At 44.6% G+C, this 21094-nt stretch carries 18 protein-coding genes and 1 tRNA gene; 14 read left to right on the top strand and 5 right to left on the bottom strand.

Features of this window, described 5'->3' with window-relative positions; genetic code table 11:
- The first annotated feature begins 515 nt into the window (after positions 1-515).
- The 11 genes from HGH91_RS00255 (at position 516) to HGH91_RS00200 (ending at position 14262) form a co-directional block, all read left to right on the top strand.
- Complete coding sequence (locus HGH91_RS00255; protein WP_168736468.1) at positions 516-3665, top strand: SusC/RagA family TonB-linked outer membrane protein; 3150 nt, start codon at positions 516-518, stop codon at positions 3663-3665.
- A gap of 20 nt (positions 3666-3685) precedes the next feature.
- Complete coding sequence (locus tag HGH91_RS00250; RefSeq protein WP_168736467.1) at positions 3686-5587, top strand: RagB/SusD family nutrient uptake outer membrane protein; 1902 nt, start codon at positions 3686-3688, stop codon at positions 5585-5587.
- A gap of 21 nt (positions 5588-5608) precedes the next feature.
- Positions 5609-6775, top strand: a complete 1167-nt coding sequence (locus HGH91_RS00245) for a DUF5000 domain-containing lipoprotein (RefSeq protein ID WP_168736466.1) — start codon at positions 5609-5611, stop codon at positions 6773-6775.
- 18 nt (positions 6776-6793) lie between these two features.
- On the top strand, positions 6794-7888 hold the full coding sequence (locus tag HGH91_RS00240; RefSeq protein WP_168736465.1) for a DUF4998 domain-containing protein: 1095 nt from the start codon (positions 6794-6796) through the stop codon (positions 7886-7888).
- Between the two features lie 358 nt (positions 7889-8246).
- Complete coding sequence (locus tag HGH91_RS00235; protein ID WP_211092149.1) at positions 8247-9764, top strand: glycoside hydrolase; 1518 nt, start codon at positions 8247-8249, stop codon at positions 9762-9764.
- Between the two features lie 156 nt (positions 9765-9920).
- Positions 9921-9994: transfer RNA gene (locus HGH91_RS00230), tRNA-Pro, on the top strand.
- Positions 9995-10143: 149 nt separating this feature from the next.
- Positions 10144-10956 carry a HipA family kinase gene (locus HGH91_RS00225; protein WP_168736464.1) on the top strand — a complete coding sequence of 271 codons (813 nt, stop codon included), beginning with the start codon at positions 10144-10146 and terminating at the stop codon, positions 10954-10956.
- Positions 10953-11777, top strand: a complete 825-nt coding sequence (locus HGH91_RS00220) for a DUF3037 domain-containing protein (RefSeq protein ID WP_168736463.1) — start codon at positions 10953-10955, stop codon at positions 11775-11777. The genes HGH91_RS00225 and HGH91_RS00220 overlap by 4 nt, the downstream gene beginning before the upstream one ends.
- A 340-nt stretch (positions 11778-12117) precedes the next feature.
- Complete coding sequence (locus HGH91_RS00215; protein WP_168736462.1) at positions 12118-12690, top strand: Crp/Fnr family transcriptional regulator; 573 nt, start codon at positions 12118-12120, stop codon at positions 12688-12690.
- Positions 12691-12701: 11 nt separating this feature from the next.
- Positions 12702-13091 carry a YdhR family protein gene (locus tag HGH91_RS00210; RefSeq protein WP_211092148.1) on the top strand — a complete coding sequence of 130 codons (390 nt, stop codon included), beginning with the start codon at positions 12702-12704 and terminating at the stop codon, positions 13089-13091.
- A gap of 505 nt (positions 13092-13596) precedes the next feature.
- The gene (locus HGH91_RS00200) at positions 13597-14262 is read left to right on the top strand and encodes a Type 1 glutamine amidotransferase-like domain-containing protein (RefSeq protein ID WP_168736460.1); all 666 of its coding nucleotides are present in this window, start codon (positions 13597-13599) and stop codon (positions 14260-14262) included.
- 56 nt (positions 14263-14318) lie between these two features.
- Here the strand turns inward: HGH91_RS00200 and HGH91_RS00195 are convergent, their stop codons facing one another.
- Complete coding sequence (locus HGH91_RS00195) at positions 14319-14666, bottom strand: winged helix-turn-helix transcriptional regulator (protein ID WP_168736459.1); 348 nt, start codon at positions 14664-14666, stop codon at positions 14319-14321.
- A 107-nt stretch (positions 14667-14773) separates the two neighbouring features.
- Between HGH91_RS00195 and HGH91_RS00190 the strand changes: the two genes are divergently transcribed.
- Entirely contained in the window at positions 14774-15640 is an 867-nt protein-coding gene (locus HGH91_RS00190) for an alpha/beta hydrolase (RefSeq protein WP_168736458.1), read from the top strand.
- 110 nt (positions 15641-15750) lie between these two features.
- Here the strand turns inward: HGH91_RS00190 and HGH91_RS00185 are convergent, their stop codons facing one another.
- From HGH91_RS00185 to HGH91_RS00170, 4 genes are all read right to left on the bottom strand, one after another.
- Positions 15751-18189, bottom strand: a complete 2439-nt coding sequence (locus tag HGH91_RS00185; RefSeq protein WP_211092147.1) for an ABC transporter permease — start codon at positions 18187-18189, stop codon at positions 15751-15753.
- Between the two features lie 189 nt (positions 18190-18378).
- Positions 18379-18930, bottom strand: a complete 552-nt coding sequence (locus tag HGH91_RS00180; RefSeq protein ID WP_168736456.1) for a dihydrofolate reductase family protein — start codon at positions 18928-18930, stop codon at positions 18379-18381.
- A 157-nt stretch (positions 18931-19087) separates the two neighbouring features.
- On the bottom strand, positions 19088-19324 hold the full coding sequence (locus HGH91_RS00175; protein ID WP_168736455.1) for an acyl carrier protein: 237 nt from the start codon (positions 19322-19324) through the stop codon (positions 19088-19090).
- 228 nt (positions 19325-19552) lie between these two features.
- Entirely contained in the window at positions 19553-19825 is a 273-nt protein-coding gene (locus HGH91_RS00170; RefSeq protein WP_168736454.1) for a DUF4242 domain-containing protein, read from the bottom strand.
- A gap of 223 nt (positions 19826-20048) precedes the next feature.
- On the opposite strand from HGH91_RS00170, the gene HGH91_RS00165 reads away from it, so the two are divergent.
- Both HGH91_RS00165 and HGH91_RS00160 read left to right on the top strand, forming a co-directional pair.
- The gene (locus HGH91_RS00165; protein ID WP_168736453.1) at positions 20049-20777 is read left to right on the top strand and encodes an alpha/beta fold hydrolase; all 729 of its coding nucleotides are present in this window, start codon (positions 20049-20051) and stop codon (positions 20775-20777) included.
- A gap of 154 nt (positions 20778-20931) precedes the next feature.
- Entirely contained in the window at positions 20932-21093 is a 162-nt protein-coding gene (locus tag HGH91_RS00160) for a hypothetical protein (protein ID WP_168736452.1), read from the top strand.
- Position 21094: the final 1 nt, after the last annotated feature.

The raw sequence follows: 21094 nt of genomic DNA, 5'->3' as shown, positions 1-21094 counted from the left end.
GTTCATTGTTGTAAAGTACAATCATCCTGGTTGTATTTTACAACTTAAAAAACTTGTATTCCTTACAATAATATGAAATCTTTGCTTTGATACCTGTAACAGTCCCTATATACTGCCACAGGAATTATCCAAAACCCGGTGTTAATCGTTCCTCCGTTTGTGATCCACGTTTTGAAGTACCGTTTGTTAAGGGGAATCATACCATCACAGCAACAGATCCAGTTATTCATGGTTCCGGTACCAACTACCGGGGAACAGTGCAATGTTTTTTTTCGCTGATTTTGCAATCGATTACAAGAAAAAATTACTGCCCAAAAAAAACGCGATGAATTATTATCTCCAAATGAAAACAGCCGGCGCCTAACCAGCTACCGGCAAGCAACTCTCCGGGGAGAGTCTGCATGATATTACCATCTCTCCCTATCTGCCGGACAAAAGACCGTCCGCGGAAAGGCACAATCATGCATATAACGTAAACGGATATACGATTTAAAAATCACGTTTAAATACCACTTATGCAAGACAAATTTTACACAGGTATCGCTGTGTTATTCTTATTATTAATCCGGCTATCGGCCCCCGCTACCCCCGGGCTTCCCCTGGCGGATAAAGAAGTGAGGGGGCTTATCACCGACAGCAGCGGCACACCCGTCATTGGCGTTACCATTGCCGTTAAAAACAGACCGGGCGTAGGCACTGCGTCCGACAACAACGGACGTTATATCCTCAAAGTCCCGGAAAACGCCACCCTGGTATTTTCGATGATAGGATTCAAATCACAGGAAATCCCTGTGAATGGCAGGGAAATCATCAACGTAACGATGCGCCCTTCCTCCAGCCAGTTGACCGAGACGGTGATTGTTGCTTTCGGCAAGCAAAAGAAAACAGACGTAGTGGGCGCCGTTACTACCATTAACCCCGCCGCATTAAAGGTACCGGCCAGCAACCTCACCACCGCACTGGCGGGCCGTATTGCCGGCGTTATAGGCTACCAGCGCAGCGGTGAACCGGGACAGGACAATGCCGACTTTTTTATTCGCGGCGTCACCACCTTTGGTTACAAGAAGGACCCGTTGATATTAATAGATGGAATAGAGCTGACCGTAACAGACCTGGCCCGGCTGCAGCCGGATGATATTGCCAGCTTTTCCATTATGAAGGATGCCACCGCCACCTCGTTATATGGCAGCCGCGCAGCCAACGGCGTAATACTGGTGACCACCAAAGAAGGAAAAGAAGGCAAGGCAGCCATCGGCCTGCGTGTGGAAAACTCTTTCTCTGCCCCTACCCGCAACGTAGCCCTGGCAGATCCGATTACGTATATGCGGCTGAATAATGAAGCGGTGCTGACCCGTGACCCATTGGGGCAGCTACCTTACACGGATCAGAAAATTGATAACACCATTGCTGGCGTCAATCCCTATATGTATCCTGCCACCGACTGGCGTGGCGCTCTCTTTAAAAGCTATACTACTAATCAACGGGCCAACCTGAACGTAAGCGGCGGCGGCAGTGTAGCCCGCTACTATGTAGCCGGCTCATTCAACCAGGACAATGGAATACTGAATGTAGACAAGCGAAATAACTTCAATAGTAACATCAACCTGAAAAGCTATTCGCTTCGTTCCAATGTAAATGTGCATGTAACCAAATCGACCGAGATGGTGGTACGCCTCAGCGGCTTGTTTGATGACTACACCGGGCCTATTGACGGCGGCGCCGACCTCTATAAAAAAGTAATGCATACCAACCCGGTATATTTCCCCGCATATTACCCTGTGGATGAGGCTCACCGCTATGTGCAGCATATTATGTTTGGTAACTATGACGATGGCAGCAACAGCTATTTGCTGAATCCTTATGCCGATATGGTGAAGGGATATAAAAACTATTCCCGCTCCATGATGGCGGCACAATTTGAGGTGAAGCAAAACCTGTCGGCACTCACAGAAGGGCTGAACTTCAGGACCATGGTAAATGTAACGCGTAACTCCTATTTTGATGTTACCCGCGCCTACCAGCCCTTCTGGTACCAGGCTGGCGCGTATGATAAATTGCAGAATACGTATCAACTGGAATTATTAAATGAAGAAAAGGGAACAGAATACCTGAGCTACCAGCCGGGCGATAAAACAGTGAACTCAAGTTTTTATATGGAATCTGCGCTCAACTATAACCGCACATTTCATAAAGATCATACACTGAGTGGATTATTGGTATTTATGGTGCGTAATAACCTTACCGGCAATGCGGCAGACTTACAGGCATCCCTCCCTTTTCGCAATGTAGGCTTGGCTGGCCGCGGTACTTACTCTTATAAAAACAGGTATTATGTGGAGTTAAACTTCGGGTACAACGGGTCTGAGCGGTTTCATGCATCGCACCGGTATGGTTTCTTCCCTTCTGCCGGTGTGGCCTGGAGCGTATCGAATGAGAAATTTTTTGAGCCCTATAAGCATACCATCTCCAATTTACGCTTACGCGCTACCTATGGCCTTTCCGGCAATGATGCCATTGGCGATCCCAACGACCGCTTCATGTACCTGTCGAATGTAAATATGAATGACGCGGGTAAGGGCGCCGTATTCGGGCGTGAAAATAGTTATACCCGGCCTGGTATTTCTTTGTCGAGGTATGCAGATCCCAACATTACCTGGGAGCTGGCAAAGAAAACTAACCTTGGCCTGGAGCTGGGATTATTTGGTAAAATGGATGTACAGCTCGACTTCTACAAAGAACAGCGTAGTAATATCCTCATGACAAGAACTGCCACACCGGCTACCATGGGTCTTTCAGCAACGCCCCGGGCCAATGTGGGGGCTGCACAGGGCCAGGGAGTAGATTTATCGGTAGACTATAATCATTCTTTCAATCAACGGTTCTGGTTGCAGGGAAGGATTAATTTCACCTATGCCACCAGTAAATTTACCGCGTATGAAGAACCTTCTTACGATGGCGCGCCATGGAAATTACATGTTAACTATCCTATCTCCCAACAATGGGGATATATAGCGGAACGGCTTTTTGTAGATGATGCAGAAGCAGTCAAATCGCCCAAACAGAATTTCGGCGAATACGGCGGCGGCGATATCAAATACCACGATGTAAACGGCGATGGCCAGATAACGCAACTGGACCAGGTGCCCCTGGGTTACCCCACTACGCCTGAAATCACCTATGGCTTTGGTTTTTCTGCCGGGTACAAAAGGTTTGACCTTTCCGCTTTTTTCCAGGGATTGGGGCGGGAATCGTTTTGGATTGATGCCCGTGCCACTGCTCCTTTCATGAGCTACGACGGTGGAACATTGTCGGGCAAGCCGCAGAACCAGTTGCTGCAGGCGTATGCCGACAGTCACTGGTCGGAAGAGCACCGCGACCTATACGCGTTATGGCCCCGGCTTAGCACCACTGCTATTGGTAACGACAATAATTCCCAGCAAAGCACCTGGTTTATGCGCAATGGGGCTTTTATCCGGCTGAAACAGGTAGAGATAGGCTATACTATCCGGAATTGGGCACATATCAGAAGCCTGCGTTTCTATTTCAACGGCACCAACCTGCTTACCTGGAGCAAGTTTAAATTATGGGACATAGAGATGGCGGGTAACGGTCTCGGCTACCCGGTGCAACGCGTATTTAACATGGGCGCCCTGGCGACCTTCTGATCACTTTTTAACTGTACGTGATGAAAAAAATAATCAGTCTTATATCCATTTTTGCAGTGGTCTATTTATTCAGCAGCTGTAAAAAATTCCTGGACATCGTACCCGACAACGTAGCTACCATTGACTATGCTTTCCGGTTGAGATCTACCGCAGAACGTTTTCTTTTCACCTGTTATTCCTATATGCCCGCCCTGGGCAACTTTGACGGGAATCCCGCCAATGCTGCCGGCGATGAGTACTGGCTACCGGTTACCAATACGTCTAATGCCTGGCAGATTGCCCGTGGCAACCAGAATGTGGTGAACTGTTACATGAATTACTGGCAGGGAAATTCGGGCGGTAAAGACCTTTTTGAAGGTATCCGTCAATGTAATATTTTCCTGGACAACATCGGGAAAGTGCCGGATATGACCACCAGCGAAAAAGAGCGCTGGATAGCCGAAGCCCGTTTTCTTAAAGCCTATTATCACTTCTGGCTGTTCCAGATGTATGGGCCTATTCCGTTGATCAAAGAAAACATCCCGGTGGGCGCCAGCCAGGAACAGGTATACCCACCCCGGGATCCTGTTGATTCCTGCGTAAACTATATCGTACAGCAGCTGGACGACGCAGCAGCGCATTTGCCGGATAAAATAGAAAATGAGGTGTCGGAGTTGGGGCGTATCACCAAACCCATCGCGCTTACCGTAAAAGCGCAGGTGCTCGTCCTCGCTGCCAGTCCCCTTTTCAATGGCAACCCTGATCATGCCGGGTTCAAAGGGCCTGATGGACGATTATTATTTGCTACCGCTGCCAGCCAGGAGAAATGGGTACGTGCTGCCGCCGCCTGCAAGGCTGCGCTGACGCTCTGCGAATCGCAGGGGTACCGCTTATATACTTTTAACCCGCAGTTCTTTCCTTACAAGATATCTGATACCACCCGGATAGAGCTGAGCATCCGTAATGCGATCTGTGAAAAATGGAACCCCGAAATCATTTGGGGGAATACCAACAGTATGGCAACCACTATTCAGGCCGGCGCCATCCCGCGGGGACTGGATCCTTCCAAGACCGCCAATAGTGCTACCGTTGGTAACCTTGCACCTACCCTGAAGATAGCAGAAATGTTTTACAGCAATCATGGTGTTCCTATTTCAGAAGATAAAACATGGGATTACAACGGCCGCTTTAAACTGCGTACCGGTACGCACGCCTACCGGTATGACCTCCAGGAGGGTTATCAAACGGCAGCCCTGCACTTTGACCGGGAGCCGCGCTTTTATGCCGACCTTGGATTTGATGGCGGCATCTGGTACGGGCAAGGTTTGTTCAACGACAAAGCCAATCTCTTTTTCGTTTCCAGTAAGAAGGGACAACCTGCCAGTGCTCAAAATCAATCGTCGTATTCCGTTACCGGTTACTGGCCGAAGAAGCTGGTCAATTTCAACAATGTTATCGGCGACGGTACCACCTATACCATACAGAGCTATCCCTGGCCAATGCTTCGTTTGGCTGACCTGTACCTGCTGTATGCAGAAGCGGAAAATGAAGCTAATGGTCCCAGTGCAGAGGTATACAGATACATTAACCTGGTACGTGAACGGGCTGGCATTCCTACTGTAGAAAGCGCATGGACCAACTATTCCCGCAACCCGGCAAAATTTGCCAATAAAGAAGGGATGCGGGATATTATCCAACAGGAACGGCTGATTGAATTAGCCTTTGAAGGGCAACGTTACTGGGATTTGCGGAGATGGAAAAAAGCGGTAGATGAGCTGAATAAACCAATTACCGGCTGGGACCTGGCCCAGGAAGATGCTGCCGCTTATTACCGGGAAAAAGTGATCTATAACCAAACCTTCACCACCAAAGATTATTTATGGCCCATCCCGGAATCTGAATTGCTGAGCAATAAAAAAATTAATCAGAATCCAGGCTGGTAACCCTTTTTAAACGTCTTACATATGAACAGATATATCATTTACGTTGTGCTCTTATGCCTTTGTTGCTGTAAAGAAGATGGGATTACCCCACTCAATAAAGATTATGCCCCGGGCCCTGTGACCCATGTAGTAGCCACCAGTATTCCCGGAGGGGCAAAGATCAGTTATAGTCGTCCGAAAGATAATACCCTGCTGTATGTAAAAGCAGTGTACGCCATCCGCCCTGGCGTGGAACGGGAGGTAAAGGCTTCTTATTACCAGAACAATTTAACGATAGACGGTTTTCCGGATACCCTGAATTACCCGGTAAAGCTCTATGCGGTGAGTCGTGGCGAACATGTATCCGAACCGGTTACCATCTCCATAAAACCGCTTACGCCGCCGGTAAAAGAAGTATTCCGTCAGCTTAAAATATCCGCCACCTTTGGCGGCGTGCGTATCAACTTCGTGAACACTGCAGAAGCGGACATTGTGATAGCTGTGCTGGCAGCCGATTCTACCAACGACCTCGTGCCGGCTGAAACCTACTATACCAAACGAAAAGAGGGCACTTTTGCAGCCAGGGGATTTAATACGACCAAAAGAAAATTTGCCGCCTTTGTGAGAGACCGTTGGAACAATCACTCGGATACGCTGTATGCGGAATTGGCGCCCTTGTTTGAAAAACAACTGGAGAAAACAAAATTCAAGGAGGTAGATCTTCCGACAGATACTTACGCCGGGCATATCGGCACTAAAATGTCCAACCTATGGGATGATAAATTGGGCGGCAATATTTTCCATACGAAACCGGGTAGCGGTCTTCCGCAATGGTTTACCATGGATATGGGCGTAACCGCCACCCTGAGCCGGTTCCGGCTGCATCACAGAGAGGGTACTACCGCTGGTCCTTATACTGGCGGCGATCCGAAAATTTATGAAATCTGGGGGAGCAACAATCCTGCTAACGATGGCAGCTGGGATAGCTGGACGCTGCTCTCCCGCTTTGAGTCGGTAAAACCTTCTGGTTTGCCTGAAGGCACCGTGACCACAGAAGACATACAATTTGCCACGGTAAACGGAGAGGATTTCGACTTCCCTGCCAACATCCCGCCTGTACGATACCTGCGTTTCAAAACCATCAAGGTATGGGGCGCGCTGGATCATATGTACATCGCAGAACTGACGTTCTGGGGTAACGTGAAGTAACCATTAAACAATTCATTTATGAAAAGATATATTCCTTTCTGCCTCCTCCTGTTATGTGCCTGTAGCAAGATGGACGATACTTATAAAAAATTCATCACCGGTGGTGAAATCATCTATGCCGGCGCCGTAGATTCTGTCAAGGTATTTCCGGGCAAAAACCGGCTACAACTATCGTGGTTGCTTACCGACCCGCAGGTGACCCGGGCGAAAATATTCTGGAACAACAAAAGCGACTCCCTTGACATAGTCATTAAAAGAGTATATGAAACAGATACCGTCAATGTTATTCTTTCTCCCTTAGCCGAAGGTGCTTACTCTTTCGATATTTATACTTTTGACAGCGGAGGTAACAAATCAATACGGGTAAGTAAAACTGGCCAGGTATATGGCGACCGGTATATCAGTTCGCTGCTGCCCCGCCCGGTTAAAAACGCCCTGTATGCCAATGGCCGGACAGTTATTACCTGGGGTAGCGCCGATCCGCATGTTACCAGCACACAAATCAGGTACACCGATTTAAACGGTGTACAACAACGTGTAGTCGTTCCCGTTGACTCTGTTAACACCACGCTGCCTGACTTCAATTTTGGCACGCCCGTATTTGACTATACTACAGAATATAAGCCGGATACTACGGCGATAGACCGCTTTAATACTGCCTACGAAACGGTAACTGTAAAAGGACCGCCGGTGGAGTATGCCAAAAACAGCTGGACAGCCACCGCTTCTGACTACGATGAACCATCCGGGCGCGGGCCGACCAATGCGATCGACAATAATCCGGCTACCATATGGCATATGTCTAAAGTGGCAGGTCTTACCTATCCGCATTCCATCACCGTAGACATGGGCGTTGCCAACCTCGCCTATGGGTTTACCTTTATACAGCGTACTCCCCTGGACGGTCCGTTGAAGCTGGTGGAAATTCAGACGAGCCAGGATAAGGTGAGCTGGGAGCCGCTGGGATCATTTACGTTGTTATCTACTGCTGATAAACAGTATATAGAGCTGACAGACAGTACCACGTTCAGGTATTTCCGGGTCATCGTACGGTCGGATTATAAGAACTCGAACTTCGGCGCACTTGCGGAGGTAGGGGTATATAGACGATAGTCCGGCATTTACATTACACGGCCTCACTGTTCCCTGGCGGCAGCAGTGAGGCCTTTTCAATGGCAATAAAAAAATTTTAATAAAGTATATTTATTCTAAACAAAATATTCTTATCTTGGCATAATACGAGCGTTATTGATCAAATCATAGTCGTTCTTCTCAGTGAACATTGAAGGAAAAGTATAGTTATCCTAAACCCTTAATCTTACCTTTTCCATTGCGGTTTTATTATTTACGGTGTGCCTTCAGCCACCCCTGTTGCCACGTGATGAGGTGTGATTGTTAACCGGTGTAAACAGGTTTGCATGTCTTGTATTTTCTGTTAAATAAACATTCACAAACCCAAACCTCTAAACAAATGAAAAAAAACCTGACGGCAATCAGCGTTTCTCTATTTGTTATGTTCGTGGCTGGCAGCAGCTGTACGAAAAACATGCAGGAAAACCCTACACTTGCCAACACCGGAACGTTAAGCGCCAGCGCCACTGCAACCCTGGCTACTATCGACACTGCTACCATTACCCTCAACTGGACTACCACCTATCAACGCATTGATGGTTTTGGTTCATTTGCCGGTCGCGCTACCCCTTTCTTTGAGTCACCCAAGCGGGATTCCATCATGCAACAACTCTGGGGCACGGATGGACTGCAACTAAACATGATCCGCGGGGAAGTACTGTACACTTATCCATTCGACAAACCCAGCGGCGTAGTAACTATCAAACCGGCGGGCAGCAGTGTAGACATGGACGTTAACAGCGCCGCTTACCAGGCATTAACCAGTGATCAAAAAGCACAAATCGCACAGCTCTGGATCTTCAAGAAAGTAAAAGAACGCTACCAGGTACCGATTATGTTTGCCAGCACCTGGACGCCACCGCTGTACATGAAAACCAACACCGGCAGCGTAAGTGGTCAAAATTTCAATGGACTCAACTACAGTTGCTGCTCCACGGACTTTGCCAACTACGTAGCAGGATTTACCAAAGCATACCAGGATGAAGGGATTAACTTTTATGGCGTATCTCCCAGCAATGAACCCGAAAATGTTTTTTCTTCCTGGGCATCATCTTACTGGACTGCCGCGCACCTGGGACAATTTATCACCAATAATCTCCGCCCTGCATTAAATGCCAAAGGGCTGACCACCACCAGGATCATTTCTTCCGAAAATGCCGCCTGGGGCACCGCCAACAGCTTCCTTTCCAGCATGGACAAAAGCAATGTAGACATCCTTGCCGGCCATGGATACGTGGAAATCGGCGACCTTATCTTAGGAAAAAGAGGCTTGAATCCCAATCCTGCTATCTGGAATTATGCTACCGGCAATAAACCTGTGTGGATGACCGAAGCCTGCGATGATAGCGGTGTATACGACGGCTCCATGGTGGGCGGTCTTAAACTGGCGGTGAACATGCACCAATTCCTGGCGGTATGCAACGTAAATGCTTACGTTTACTGGCTTGGTATGCTGGCATTCAATAACAACGAATCGCTGATCGGCGCCAGCGCAGATGGCAGCCTCGTATATCCGAAAACGTTTGACGTCATGGGGCAGTTCACCCGCTTCGTACATGCCGGCTACTATCGTTTCAACGCCGGCCTGGCCAATAACTCCACCCTGAAAGTATCTGCCTATAAAGATCCTGCGACAGGCAAATTCAGCGTAGTGGTGGTCAACCCGGGCGGTAATGAAACCCATTGCCGACTGAACTTATCTGGTTTTACCGCAGGTGCTATCGACTCTTATCTCACTGCCGACAACTCCAGTACGCACTGGCAGCAAGGCAGCGCGGTTGCGCCGCAAGGCAATGGCAGCTATGTGTTGACCGTGCCGCCTTCCAGCGTGATCACCTTTACAGGTACCGCTAATTAACTAGTGAAAAGGCCGGGGCGTTTGTTGTCCCGGTCTTTCCCTCTTAATAATTAACTGCTTAAACATTTTTCAAAAAAAGTATACTTATAATTTTGAAAAATGAAATAATTGCCTACTTTTGCATCCCGTCAAACAAAGAAAAATACCGGTTAAAAACGGGACGTAGCGCAGCCCGGTAGCGCGCTTGCATGGGGTGCAAGAGGTCGCTAGTTCGAATCTAGTCGTCCCGACAAAAAAGCAAATGCCTTATAACTCCTGTTGTAAGGCATTTGTTTTTGGGGTTAAATAAAATCATATGTAATAGACCAAACAAAAATTATTATATTTGTAATCTCACCAGCACCAAAACTCATTAATAATTCTACTATTTCGTCCTTGAATGAATAAGATTACTGATCCCAGCTATATATTACCCAATGTTCATGCATTGGCGTTATTTGATCAATTTGAAGGAAGTGCGAATAAACCATTACTTATTGACGGCATTGAAACACAAAGTCACGAACGAGGAGAATATGTTGTAAAGCTTAGGGCGGCTGAAAGATTATCCAATGAGGCATTTCAGCGAGAACTGATAGCAGCATTTATTGCAATGGAGTTAGATATTCCATGCGTACAACCTGCTGTAATTACAGTCAGCAGTGATTTTGTAGATACATTAAAGGGCGATAATTCCTGGCAAGTTGCCAATAAAAGTTTGGGATATAATTTTGGATCAAAATACATGACAGGATATAATACGATAATTTTGGGAGCACCGCTTTCTAATGAAGAACTGAAACATGCCCAGAATATTTTTCTCTTCGATCTACTGATCCAAAATACAGATAGAACTACAACCAAACCCAACATGTTATCCAATAGTAGAGAGATTATTATTCTTGATCATGAAATTGCCTTTGGGTTTGTCTTAGATATATTTCCAAGCATCCCAGGGACCTTCAAGGAGACTGATTTACTATGGATAAAGCTACATTGTCTATTAGACAAAGTAAAAAATACCAATGTAGATCTTGATGAATTTTGCAATAAAATTGGACGCCTTGATGAGTCATTTTGGGAACGGGTTTGGCAATTGACTCCAACTGAATGGGCTTCCCGTGATCAATTTCTTAAAATACGAAATTTTGTGTTGGGAATATTGACGCAAATAGATAAATTTAAAGTAGAATTAAAAAGAATAATATCATGATTAAATACCAATATCAAATACTTCGTTATTTGCCCGATAGAGTAAGTGGCGAGTTTATAAATGTTGGAATAGTTGTGTATGATTCTGTTAAAAAGGAATTACTTAGCCAGTTTCCTATTAAACAAACCAGACTAAGTAACTTTTTCCAACATTACGATTCAAAATTGATATTTGATTCAATAAAAAGAATTTGTAATGCTCTTGAGTCTATCGCTGCTATAGAACAGCATGCGGACTCATTAAATGAAATCACCAAGCAAATCCTTCCTGCTGACGAAAGTGCGCTATTCTTCACCGATGTAAAAAATGGAATTGACATTAGTCTAACAAGTGCGTTGAATCACCTTTTCAAAAAAATGATTCATGAACTTGATTTAATTAACAAAAGCGCAGGCAATACGGACAAAGCTGTCTGGAATAATTATTTCAAATCCTATTTTGATGACTATGGAATTACATCTCATTTAAAAACTCACAAAGTTGTAACGAATAACGATACATTGGAGTTCGAAAAATCTTGGAAAAATGGGAAATGGAACCTATTTGAGCCTGTTTCCTTTAGACTGTCACGAATAGACAATATAAAAAACAAGGTTTATAAATGGGTAGGAAAAATAGAAGAATTAAAAACGTCCTCCGAACCTTTAAATTTATATTTACTAAGCGAAATTCCTGATGACAATCCAGAACTCGAAAAATTTATATTTGACAAACTTGGACATTTACACTCTACAAAAACAAATGTTGAATTGGTGACTCCGGAAAATGTCATGGAATACGCTGAAAAAATCAAGAATGAAATTCAGTCACACCACGACTAACTAATTTAGTGATTCTTTTAGAAAATTACTAAAAAATATCATAGTCCATTTAGTATAGTCGCTAGTTCGAATCTAGTCGTCCCGACAAGAAGAAAGTCTACTCAAAAAATGGGTAGACTTTTTTTGTTTTTGGGCAGCATTGTTTAGGGTCGACTTGATCCTCCCTGCTTGGGTATAAAACCAACTTGATGGGTCAACGGCATATAACATTCGTCGCCATTACCCGGTTAACACCAGTTTCAATACTTACAAATGCCCCCTTCTTAACACTTTGACTATCTTTATATAAGAATACCTTCATTTTTTCCTTTACATTTTTTCAGAAGCAATTTTTTAAATTATGAATAGCTTACCACTCCAGGATTTTCTTAAAAAGAATACACTACTAAACGAAGAGGAGTCAGAAGAGGTGGCCAACGCTTTTAAGTTTATAAAGGTCCGCCGCAACCAGGTAATAGAACGGGAGGGAAGTATTTGTGGACATTTCTATTTTATTAATAAAGGCTGTCTGAGATTATATGAAATTGATAAAAAAGGAAATGAGATAACTGCCTATTTCGCTTTCGAAAACAGTTTCATTACTTCAATTACAAGTTTAATTACGCAAAAACCTTCGAGAGATATACTCATTTCACACGAACCCTCAGAGCTCATGGTTATTGACAAAGCATCGTTTTTTAATCTGATCGAAAGATATACTCAATTTAGATTGTTTTATAATAAGACGATTGAATTTGCCTTTATCCATGCCCAGATGCGAATCTACAGTTTTCTTGGTATGGATGGAACAGATAAGCTGAAATGGGTATTGGAACATGAACCAATGCTGCTGACAAGGATTTCCAGTAAGGCTGTGGCTTCTTATTTAGGCATGACAAACTCCACACTCAGTAAATTGAAAGCAAAGCTCTGAAATGTTGTCATATGACAACATTTGCTGCTAATCCTTCTCCTACTTTTGCTTTATCATTTAACAGCAAAAAAAATACAATGAGTAATTCAATCAGAAGGGTTTTTCTCTATGGAGAATTTCAAACAGCTGTTCCGCAGTTTACCAAGGAATTGTGGAGCATGGTGAATGAACAACTTAAAGAAGTGAAAGGATTGGTGGCAAAAACATGGCTTTGGGGCATTGGCACACACACTGTCGGTGGGTTTTACGAATTCGACTCTGAAGAAAACGCAAGGGAATTTGCTACCGGGTTATATGCGCAACAAGCGAAAAATGCAAATGCCAGTCTGACGGTGAAAATTTTTGACGGAGATACTGTTGAAGAGGCCAGCCGTGAGATGGGATCACCCTTTTATAAATGATCGTGAGTCTCCGGATGCAGGTATTAATACCTTAAATTCATTGTAGTTAAGTGGCTTTTCAGCTGATTGTCCAGCTCGCCCGACAGAAATATAAAACCTGCAATTGTAGCAGGTTTTATGTTTTATAACCATTATTGAGTCCGTACAACTCATTCAAATATTGTGATCACTAGGCCCGAAATAGCAAATATACTTAGATCAACGCCCCTGCCTTGCAATGATGGATTTTGGGAGAGCCAAAAGATCAACAATGTCAGTGTAAAAAATGCTGTAGTAACGATGAAATGTGGCAGTTTGGCCGAGCAGAGACACTCCCATGTATCCGCGCAGGTATAGTTTTTGCTGTTGCGTGCGACTGGTAGTAATACAATTACACAAATGCCCTTTTAATCTGTCGTATTTGCCCCTTGTTCAATAGCTCTTATTATTCGATTTTTACATGCTGGCCTGCTGAATGTATATCATGAGGACAGGCAGCGCAACCTCCTCGTCAAAGAAAGCAATTATGAAACTTCTTCTCACTTCCGCCGGCATCAGTAACACGAGCATTCATAAAGCGCTGGTTGATCTCCTGGGAAAACCGGTTACCGAAGCGAGCGCCCTGTTCGTACCCACCGCGATATACGCCCTGGCCGGAGGTGCTGGCATAGCACGAAGCGTGATTAACGGATCACTGGGTGATCCCTTCTGTGAATTGGGCTGGAAGTCGTTAGGGGTACTGGAGCTTACCGCGTTGCCCAGCATCAAACAGGAGCTTTGGGTTCCTATGATGCAGGAGACTGATGCCTTGTTGGTAGGAGGTGGTGACTGCCAGTATCTGACCTACTGGATGCAGCACTCCGGTTTGGCAGACCACTTGCCGTCGCTGCTGCGGAAGACGGTCTACGTAGGCTTGAGCGCGGGAAGTATGGTGATGACCCGCTTTGGAACGACCTACAGCGGCCATACACTGCCAGCCGAAAGCAGTAAATCGCTAGGACTGCTTGATTTTGCCCTGCATCCGCATCTGGATCATGAATGGTTTCCAGAGAATTCCCAGGCCAACCTGGAAAAGTTAGCAGCCACATTACCCGCGCCTTCATACATGATTGACGATCAAACTGCCATTAAGGTAACCGACGGCGCCATTGAAGTCATCTCTGAAGGGCATTGGAAGTTGTTTACCCCGTAATGTTCTTTAACAAAAGCCTGATTGACAGGCAATATACGGTGCCTATCCCTACCCATTTAAGCATGTTCAATTCCGTTTTCTTCCATTAGCTTTTTACCGTAATTAATGAGCATCTCCACCACCGGAAGCGCTTCTTTTCCTTTCTCGGTAATACTATATTCCACCCTGGGTGGCACTGCTGCATATACTTCCCTGTGTATCAGCCCGGAAGCTTCGAGGTCCTTCAATTGCGTGGTAAGCATTTTATGAGTGATATGCGGAATGTCTTTCTGGAGTTCACTATAACGCAAAGTTTTATTTCTCAAACGCCACAGAATGGGCATTTTCCAGGTTCCCCCTATATGAAACAAGGCAAATTCAATAGGATTATAATATAGCTTTCCGTCATGTTTAAATTCGGGCATATTAATATTCGTCTAGTTCTTTCCCAAAAGTAAGTATTGTACAAAAAAGTGCCTACTGTATACATCAGATCATAATGGGCATTTTTGCACAAAATAATTTTATGGTGATGGAAAAGACCGACATAACAGCTTTCAGGAAAGAGTTGAAAAATATGGTATCCCAGTGGACGCCGAAAGAAAAAATGCCAGTAAGTGTGGTAGCAGACAAGCAAATATACAACTATCTGCCAATCAGGATTTACAGGAAAGACGATAGCTCTATAGCGCTGCCTGTATTGATTTTCCTGCATGGCGGCGGTTGGGTACGGGGCGACCTGGATACTCATGATGATCTATGTCGTCGGCTCGTTTCGCAGGGAGATTTTATGATGGTTTCAGTTCATTATCGCCTTGCTCCTGAATACCTGTTTCCATATGCGATGGAGGATGCTTTTGCTACGCTAAAATGGGTACTGGAACATGCTGCCGAAATCAAAGCGGATAAAGGGAATATAGCCGTATGTGGCGACAGTTCCGGTGGTAACCTTGCTTTAGCGTTAGTTCAGCAAGCAAAAGAAAACGATATAGCACTTAAAGGATTAGTGGTAGCCTACCCACCATTAAGTTACGATTTTGATACACCATCCTATCATAAGTTCGCTGAAGGCTACGGATTAACAACAGCCCTGATGAAGGAGCTTTGGAATACCTATCTGGGTGATACCCTAAATGCTGAAAACCATTTTGCGTCCGTTATACGAAATGATTTCGTAGGGTATCCCACAACGTTGATAATAGCTTCCGATGAAGATCCGCTACGCGATGATGGCAGTCAACTTTTCAACAAAATGGTAGCAGCTTCCGTTGCGGTTACCTACTCTTTCTATCCTGGTACCCGGCATGCATTCCTTCTGCGAACAGCCATTGAAAAAGCTGCTATTACCGCGCAACAGGAAATAATCAACTTCCTTAAAAATAAAGTATTCGTTTCATAATATTTTATCGTCAGGGCCATACAAAAGCGACACTGCGTAATTTTAAAAACAACAAAATGACCGGCGTAACACACTACACCGGGCATTTTTCATTCCTTTAACATGTCACCCTAGTCCATTCGAAGCGCATTCACCGGATTACGTCTTGCCGCGCGTAATGTTTGCGACCCAATAGTGATGAGCCCCAGCACAAGTAATATGAGCGTCCCCGACAAAATAGTTCCTGCACCGAATTCCACCCGGTTAGGAAATTTCTGAAGCCATAGGTTATTGAGTAGGTAGCTCAACGGAGCAGCTATCAGGACAGCTATCAGCAGTATCCGAATGAATGTTGCAGACAGCAGCAGAACGAGCCTTGTATTGTTCGCCCCTAAAACCTTTCGGATACCTACCTCTTTTATTCTTCTTTCAGTGCTATAGGTGGCCATTCCCAACATGCCCAGGCAGGCAATAGTAACGGCAATAAAAGCCAGGAATCCCAGGATGGAAACAATATCGAAGAAGCCCTGGGAGGTGGCTGCCAGTTGATCATCGAAGAATTGATACTTGAAGGGATGAACCGGATCAATGGTCTTCCATTTTGCTTCCAGGTTGGCCAGGGTGGTCCTGATATTTCCGGATGCCATCTTTACATTAGTAAATCTAAACAGGTCGGGGCTATTTTGTAATACCATAGGCTGAATCTGGTCGTGATCCAGGTTCATATGAAAATCTTTAAGTACGCCAATCACCTCCAGCGACGTACTATCATTGCCTTCTGATGTCAATACCTGCCCAATCATTTCGGTTGGATATTTATAGCCCAATGCCCTGACGGCAGCTTCATTTACCAATAAATAACGTCCGGATGAACTGCCCGCCGGCAGTTTTTTTCCAGCTACCAGCTTTAATTCCAGGTTATCCGTAAAATTTTCATCTGTATGGAGGATGGTGAGGTTCTTATATTCTTCCTTGCTTCCCACTCTCTTTAAGTTCACCCCTTCTGATCTTCCCGTAACGGGGATGTAATCACAGGCCGAAACATTGACTACCCCGGGTACAATACCCAGTACATTTGAAACCGCCGTGTAGCTATTGCCCTGCAGGTCGACGTTCACGATATTTTTGGGATTGAACTCGTATTTGAATTTAAGGAAGTGCGTTGACTGGTTCAATATTAATAATGAGCTGATAATAAAGACCAGTGAAATAACAAATTGCGTAACGCTTAATATCTTCCTCATTCCTAATTTTCCCGGGCGCATACCGGTTAAATTTCTGAGCGTTTTAGCAGGCTGGAATCCCGACAGGTATAGGGCCGGGTAAATACCGGACAACAGCCCGATCAACAAGGCAAACCCGATAAAGCTAAGATAAACGGTCAGATTTCCTTCCAGATCAAAATGCAGGTATTGGTTTACCCAGAGATGCAGGAAGGCGGTCTTGAGACCAAAAAGGAAAAGGAGGGCCATGAGGAGCGCTGATAACGAGATCAATATTGATTCACTTAAAAATTGAAAAACAATATTTTTCCTGGTAGCCCCGTTCGCTTTACGCACCCCTATTTCTTTTGCCCTGGTCAGTGCCCTGGCAATAGACAAGTTGGTATAGTTCAAACAGGCGGAAATCATGATCACAAGCGCCAAAAGTGACAAGAAATAATACACCACTCTCGGCAAAGTAATATTGGGTTCATTGCCAAGTAAAATTCCCGGTGACATACTGGTGAGTTTTTGTCCTGTCAATCTGAAACTTTTAAAATCCGGGATATCTTTATAGGTCGCCAATGCCAGGCGATCCAGTGAAGCATTCAGATCAGACTCCCTTTTACCCGGATTAATCAACGCATAGGTATAACAGTGATATAAATCTTTCCAGTCTGTGCGAATATCACCGCACTTCTTACTATCGATAAGTACCTGCATAGAGGAACTGGAAACAAGCACGTCAAATTTCAGATGGGATTTATATTTTTTATCAGCGATGATACCCGTGATGGTATAAGTGCCCCATTTTACCGGTGTTGCTGCCCCACCCTGTCCTGTGTAGACCGATAATCCCCGGTCGGTAAATTCCACCGTTTTGCCAACAGCATCCTCATCCCCGAACAATTGACGGGCAACATTGGCAGTTATGACCATTGAGTTGGGAGCGCGCAGCGCCTCTTCCTTATTTCCATTGCCCAACTCGAAGCTGAATATGTTGAAAAAAGAGGGGTCGGCAAAATAGCCGCGCATTTCTACGGATTTTCCGTTATATAGGGCATCTCCGCCGATGCCCGTCACCAGGTGGGTGGCTTCTTTGACAACAGTATTCTCATTTTTTAGTGTTCCTGCCAGGGGAAAGGGACTGGTAGCATAAGGATGCCTAAAATCCGCTCTGTCACAGAGAATGCGATAGATACTATGTTTATTCACATTAAACTGATCGTAACTCCGTTGGTCAGCCAGCATCAGCATGATCAGCATACAAACCGACAGGGCGGAAGTCAATCCGAATGCGTTAATAAAGGAAAATATCTTGTACCTCAAGATATTCCGGAGTGCCACTTTCAAATAATTGAAAACCATAGTATATTTCTTGTGTATTGGATACTACACTAAGAAAATGCCGGCACGGAGGCATTTGTAAATCAATTATTTTGAAATTAAATATTTTTTAAACCTGTTCATTTTCGATACACGGGGCGTTCATTTTTGTTAATCCTGGCCAGCGTATGCTTTTTTTTCGGGATCCCATTTCTTAGCCTTAAAGTTCGCTTAACGTTGAGGTCCATAATAAAACGCTATGACACCGGAGCTAAAGGTTTTTGTTTTTATGAGATGAAGCATCGTTCTGTCGTTTATGTTCGCGAACAATGGTAAGCCCTTACCTGCTATAATTGGATGCACGCAGAGTTGAAATTCATCAATCAGATGCATGTTCATCAGGGTGATGATTAAGCTGCGGCTGCCTACCAGGATATCTTTACCTGGTTGTTGCTTCAACGCTGCCACTTCTTCCTCAATGCTTCTCTTTGCCAGGGTAGCGCTTGCCCATTCCACATTTTTCAGCGTATGAGAAAAAGCTACTTTGGGAATATTTTCCATTGCTACGGCAAATTCATCCATTGTCTTGTTGCCCGTGGGATTTTTCACCACATTAGGCCAATAACTTTCCATCAGCTGGTAGGTAATCCTTCCGTACAAAACGGCGCCTGACTGACGTAACAGTTCGGTGTAGTGTTGATGTATTTCATCATCCACTATCCCCGACGTGTGGTCACAATATCCATCCAATGTCATATTGATGGCTGCAATTACTTTCCTCATTTTATGATGTTATTTCATAAAGATAGTGCTCAATTTTTGCAACCGTAGGGGGCGAATCAGACATTATAGGGGTAATTATGCCAAGGTCACCTAAAATAAATCTTAAAAGGCGCTGAAGCTTTATTACCAACGGCTTCAGCGCCTTTTTTCCGGTGGCTTATTTAGCCTTACCTTCAAAATAGCCGACGATTTCGCCCACCGTCTTCATCTGAAACAGCTCTTCGGGGGCCGTTTCTACCCCAAACTGCGTTTGTAATTTAGAGAAAAGCTGCACTGCCAGGATGGAAGTCATTCCCAAATCATTTAGGGTCCGATCGGCCGTGATGGTACTTTCGGGAACATCGATGGAATTACTGATAGCATTGATGACGGTTGACTCAATAGGATTTTTCATATGTTATTATTTTTGAGGGTAAAAGTTTTCAGGTCCGGGTTAATTTCTTACAGCGCAACTCATAAATAACTATTCTTATTATAAATGGTTCAGGTACCTTAAAGATTTATTATCACCCGTACAAGAGGTCGCCAATTCAAATCCAAACGGACCGGCAAAACACAAAAAGTCTTCAACGCCTGTAAATACGCTTATTTACGGGCGTTTCTAATTTAAAACGCAATAGCATTACTCCGCAGTAGTGGGATCAATCACATTAGCCACTTCGTTGACAGCATTAGCCGGGAACCCTCCCTGTTTTGCATGCTCCCGGACCATTTCTTCATTGGGCGCGATATACACACAATAAATCTTATCACCTGTTACATAGCTATGCACCCATTGAATTTGCGGGCCCATATTGCTTAGCACTCCACAGGAAGCCTGTGAAATGGCTTTCAACTGTTCTTGTGACAATTTGCCTGCACCAGGAATTTCGCGTTCGATAACATACTTAGGCATAATGGTAGATTTTAATTGACAGTTAGATGTTCATTATTGGGGCTTTTTATAGATAATAGCGTTGGGGAAGTCAAAGGAGTAGTAGAAAGATATATATCCTAAATATAAGCAATTATCTTAAAAGCGCCCGGAAAAGCGCTACAACGGATGACCTTGGCATAGACTAAAATGTTCGTTAATTTCGTCCTACAGACAAGAAGCGAGGATATTTATGGCGCAGCGCGTGAAAGTAATTTTTTTTGTTGTATTAATGTTCAGCAGCTTCCAGGGCTACTCCACTGCCCGGGAGGATTCGGTCAGCAACGAACGGAAGACGATTTATTTTTTTAGCGGCCTGGGGGCAGACTCCAGTTTATTCAAGAACCTGAAACTGCCGGGTTATCATAGAGTTTACATCAGGTGGATTCCCGCCTTACCCAATGAATCCATCACGGAATATGCCGGCAGGATAAAGAGCCAGATCACGGTGGAAAACCCTTATATCATCGGTGTTTCTTTTGGAGGCATCGTAGCGGTAGAAATATCCAAGCAGATAAGGGTAGAAAAGATGGTGTTGATCTCTTCGGTAAGAACGAAGCAAGAATTGAACAAAATGCAGTTCTTTTTCATGAAATTAGGTTTATACCATATCATTCCCAGGGGACTGATAAAACGTACCAATTTCGTCACCTATCGCTATTTTGGCGCCCACTCAAAAAGTGACAAGAAAGCCTTAACGAGGTTATTGGAGGATACCGATGTTACTTTCTTTCGCTGGGCACTGAAAAGTATTGCTTATTGGGATAATAAAGAACCACCTGAACGGACCATTCAAATACATGGCACAGCTGATAGAGTCATAGCCAGCAGGTTGGTGCATCCTGATTACCGCATTAAAGGAGGAGGGCATCTCATGGTGTACAACCGGGCCAATACGATTAGTAAGATCATTATGAATTATTTTGGGAAGTAACATAAAGCGTTTAGCTGCGAGGCTTTCCTGTCTTGTGCTTTCCCTACCTGATTATCTAGTGACAAAATCACTGTAACTTTCCGGTAGTTGCCCCGTTTCATAGATAGACCAAAGCCACTGCAAGCATTATCTATTATCACACAAACATTTATTTATGAAACTGCCAAAATCTTTACTGGGCGCTATTCTTGTAGGAGTAACCATGCAAACAGCCACCTCCTGCAAAAAGGATAAAGCGCCGACTGTAAAAAAAGAAGAGAAAAAAGAGGAAAAGAAAGTGGTGCCGGATGCCTGTATTGCCTGTGGTATGGGTTGAT

This window comes from Chitinophaga eiseniae, from assembly GCF_012641265.1.
GTDB lineage: Bacteria > Bacteroidota > Bacteroidia > Chitinophagales > Chitinophagaceae > Chitinophaga > Chitinophaga eiseniae_A.
The sequence above is the reverse complement of the archived record's forward strand: the minus strand, read 5'-3'. Positions and strand labels throughout refer to the sequence as shown.

Bases quoted from the DNA above. Each gene is read 5' to 3' on its own strand.
- HGH91_RS00225 (WP_168736464.1), top strand. From the start codon at position 10,144: ATGAATAAGATTACTGATCCCAGCTATATATTACCCAATGTTCATGCA.
- HGH91_RS00200 (WP_168736460.1), top strand. From the start codon at position 13,597: ATGAAACTTCTTCTCACTTCCGCCGGCATCAGTAACACGAGCATTCAT.
- HGH91_RS00245 (WP_168736466.1), top strand. From the start codon at position 5,609: ATGAACAGATATATCATTTACGTTGTGCTCTTATGCCTTTGTTGCTGT.
- HGH91_RS00220 (WP_168736463.1), top strand. From the start codon at position 10,953: ATGATTAAATACCAATATCAAATACTTCGTTATTTGCCCGATAGAGTA.
- HGH91_RS00195 (WP_168736459.1), bottom strand. From the start codon at position 14,666: ATGCCCGAATTTAAACATGACGGAAAGCTATATTATAATCCTATTGAA.
- HGH91_RS00170 (WP_168736454.1), bottom strand. From the start codon at position 19,825: ATGCCTAAGTATGTTATCGAACGCGAAATTCCTGGTGCAGGCAAATTG.
- HGH91_RS00160 (WP_168736452.1), top strand. From the start codon at position 20,932: ATGAAACTGCCAAAATCTTTACTGGGCGCTATTCTTGTAGGAGTAACC.
- HGH91_RS00255 (WP_168736468.1), top strand. From the start codon at position 516: ATGCAAGACAAATTTTACACAGGTATCGCTGTGTTATTCTTATTATTA.
- HGH91_RS00210 (WP_211092148.1), top strand. From the start codon at position 12,702: ATGACAACATTTGCTGCTAATCCTTCTCCTACTTTTGCTTTATCATTT.
- HGH91_RS00240 (WP_168736465.1), top strand. From the start codon at position 6,794: ATGAAAAGATATATTCCTTTCTGCCTCCTCCTGTTATGTGCCTGTAGC.
- HGH91_RS00215 (WP_168736462.1), top strand. From the start codon at position 12,118: ATGAATAGCTTACCACTCCAGGATTTTCTTAAAAAGAATACACTACTA.
- HGH91_RS00190 (WP_168736458.1), top strand. From the start codon at position 14,774: ATGGAAAAGACCGACATAACAGCTTTCAGGAAAGAGTTGAAAAATATG.
- HGH91_RS00185 (WP_211092147.1), bottom strand. From the start codon at position 18,189: ATGGTTTTCAATTATTTGAAAGTGGCACTCCGGAATATCTTGAGGTAC.
- HGH91_RS00180 (WP_168736456.1), bottom strand. From the start codon at position 18,930: ATGAGGAAAGTAATTGCAGCCATCAATATGACATTGGATGGATATTGT.
- HGH91_RS00175 (WP_168736455.1), bottom strand. From the start codon at position 19,324: ATGAAAAATCCTATTGAGTCAACCGTCATCAATGCTATCAGTAATTCC.
- HGH91_RS00235 (WP_211092149.1), top strand. From the start codon at position 8,247: ATGAAAAAAAACCTGACGGCAATCAGCGTTTCTCTATTTGTTATGTTC.
- HGH91_RS00250 (WP_168736467.1), top strand. From the start codon at position 3,686: ATGAAAAAAATAATCAGTCTTATATCCATTTTTGCAGTGGTCTATTTA.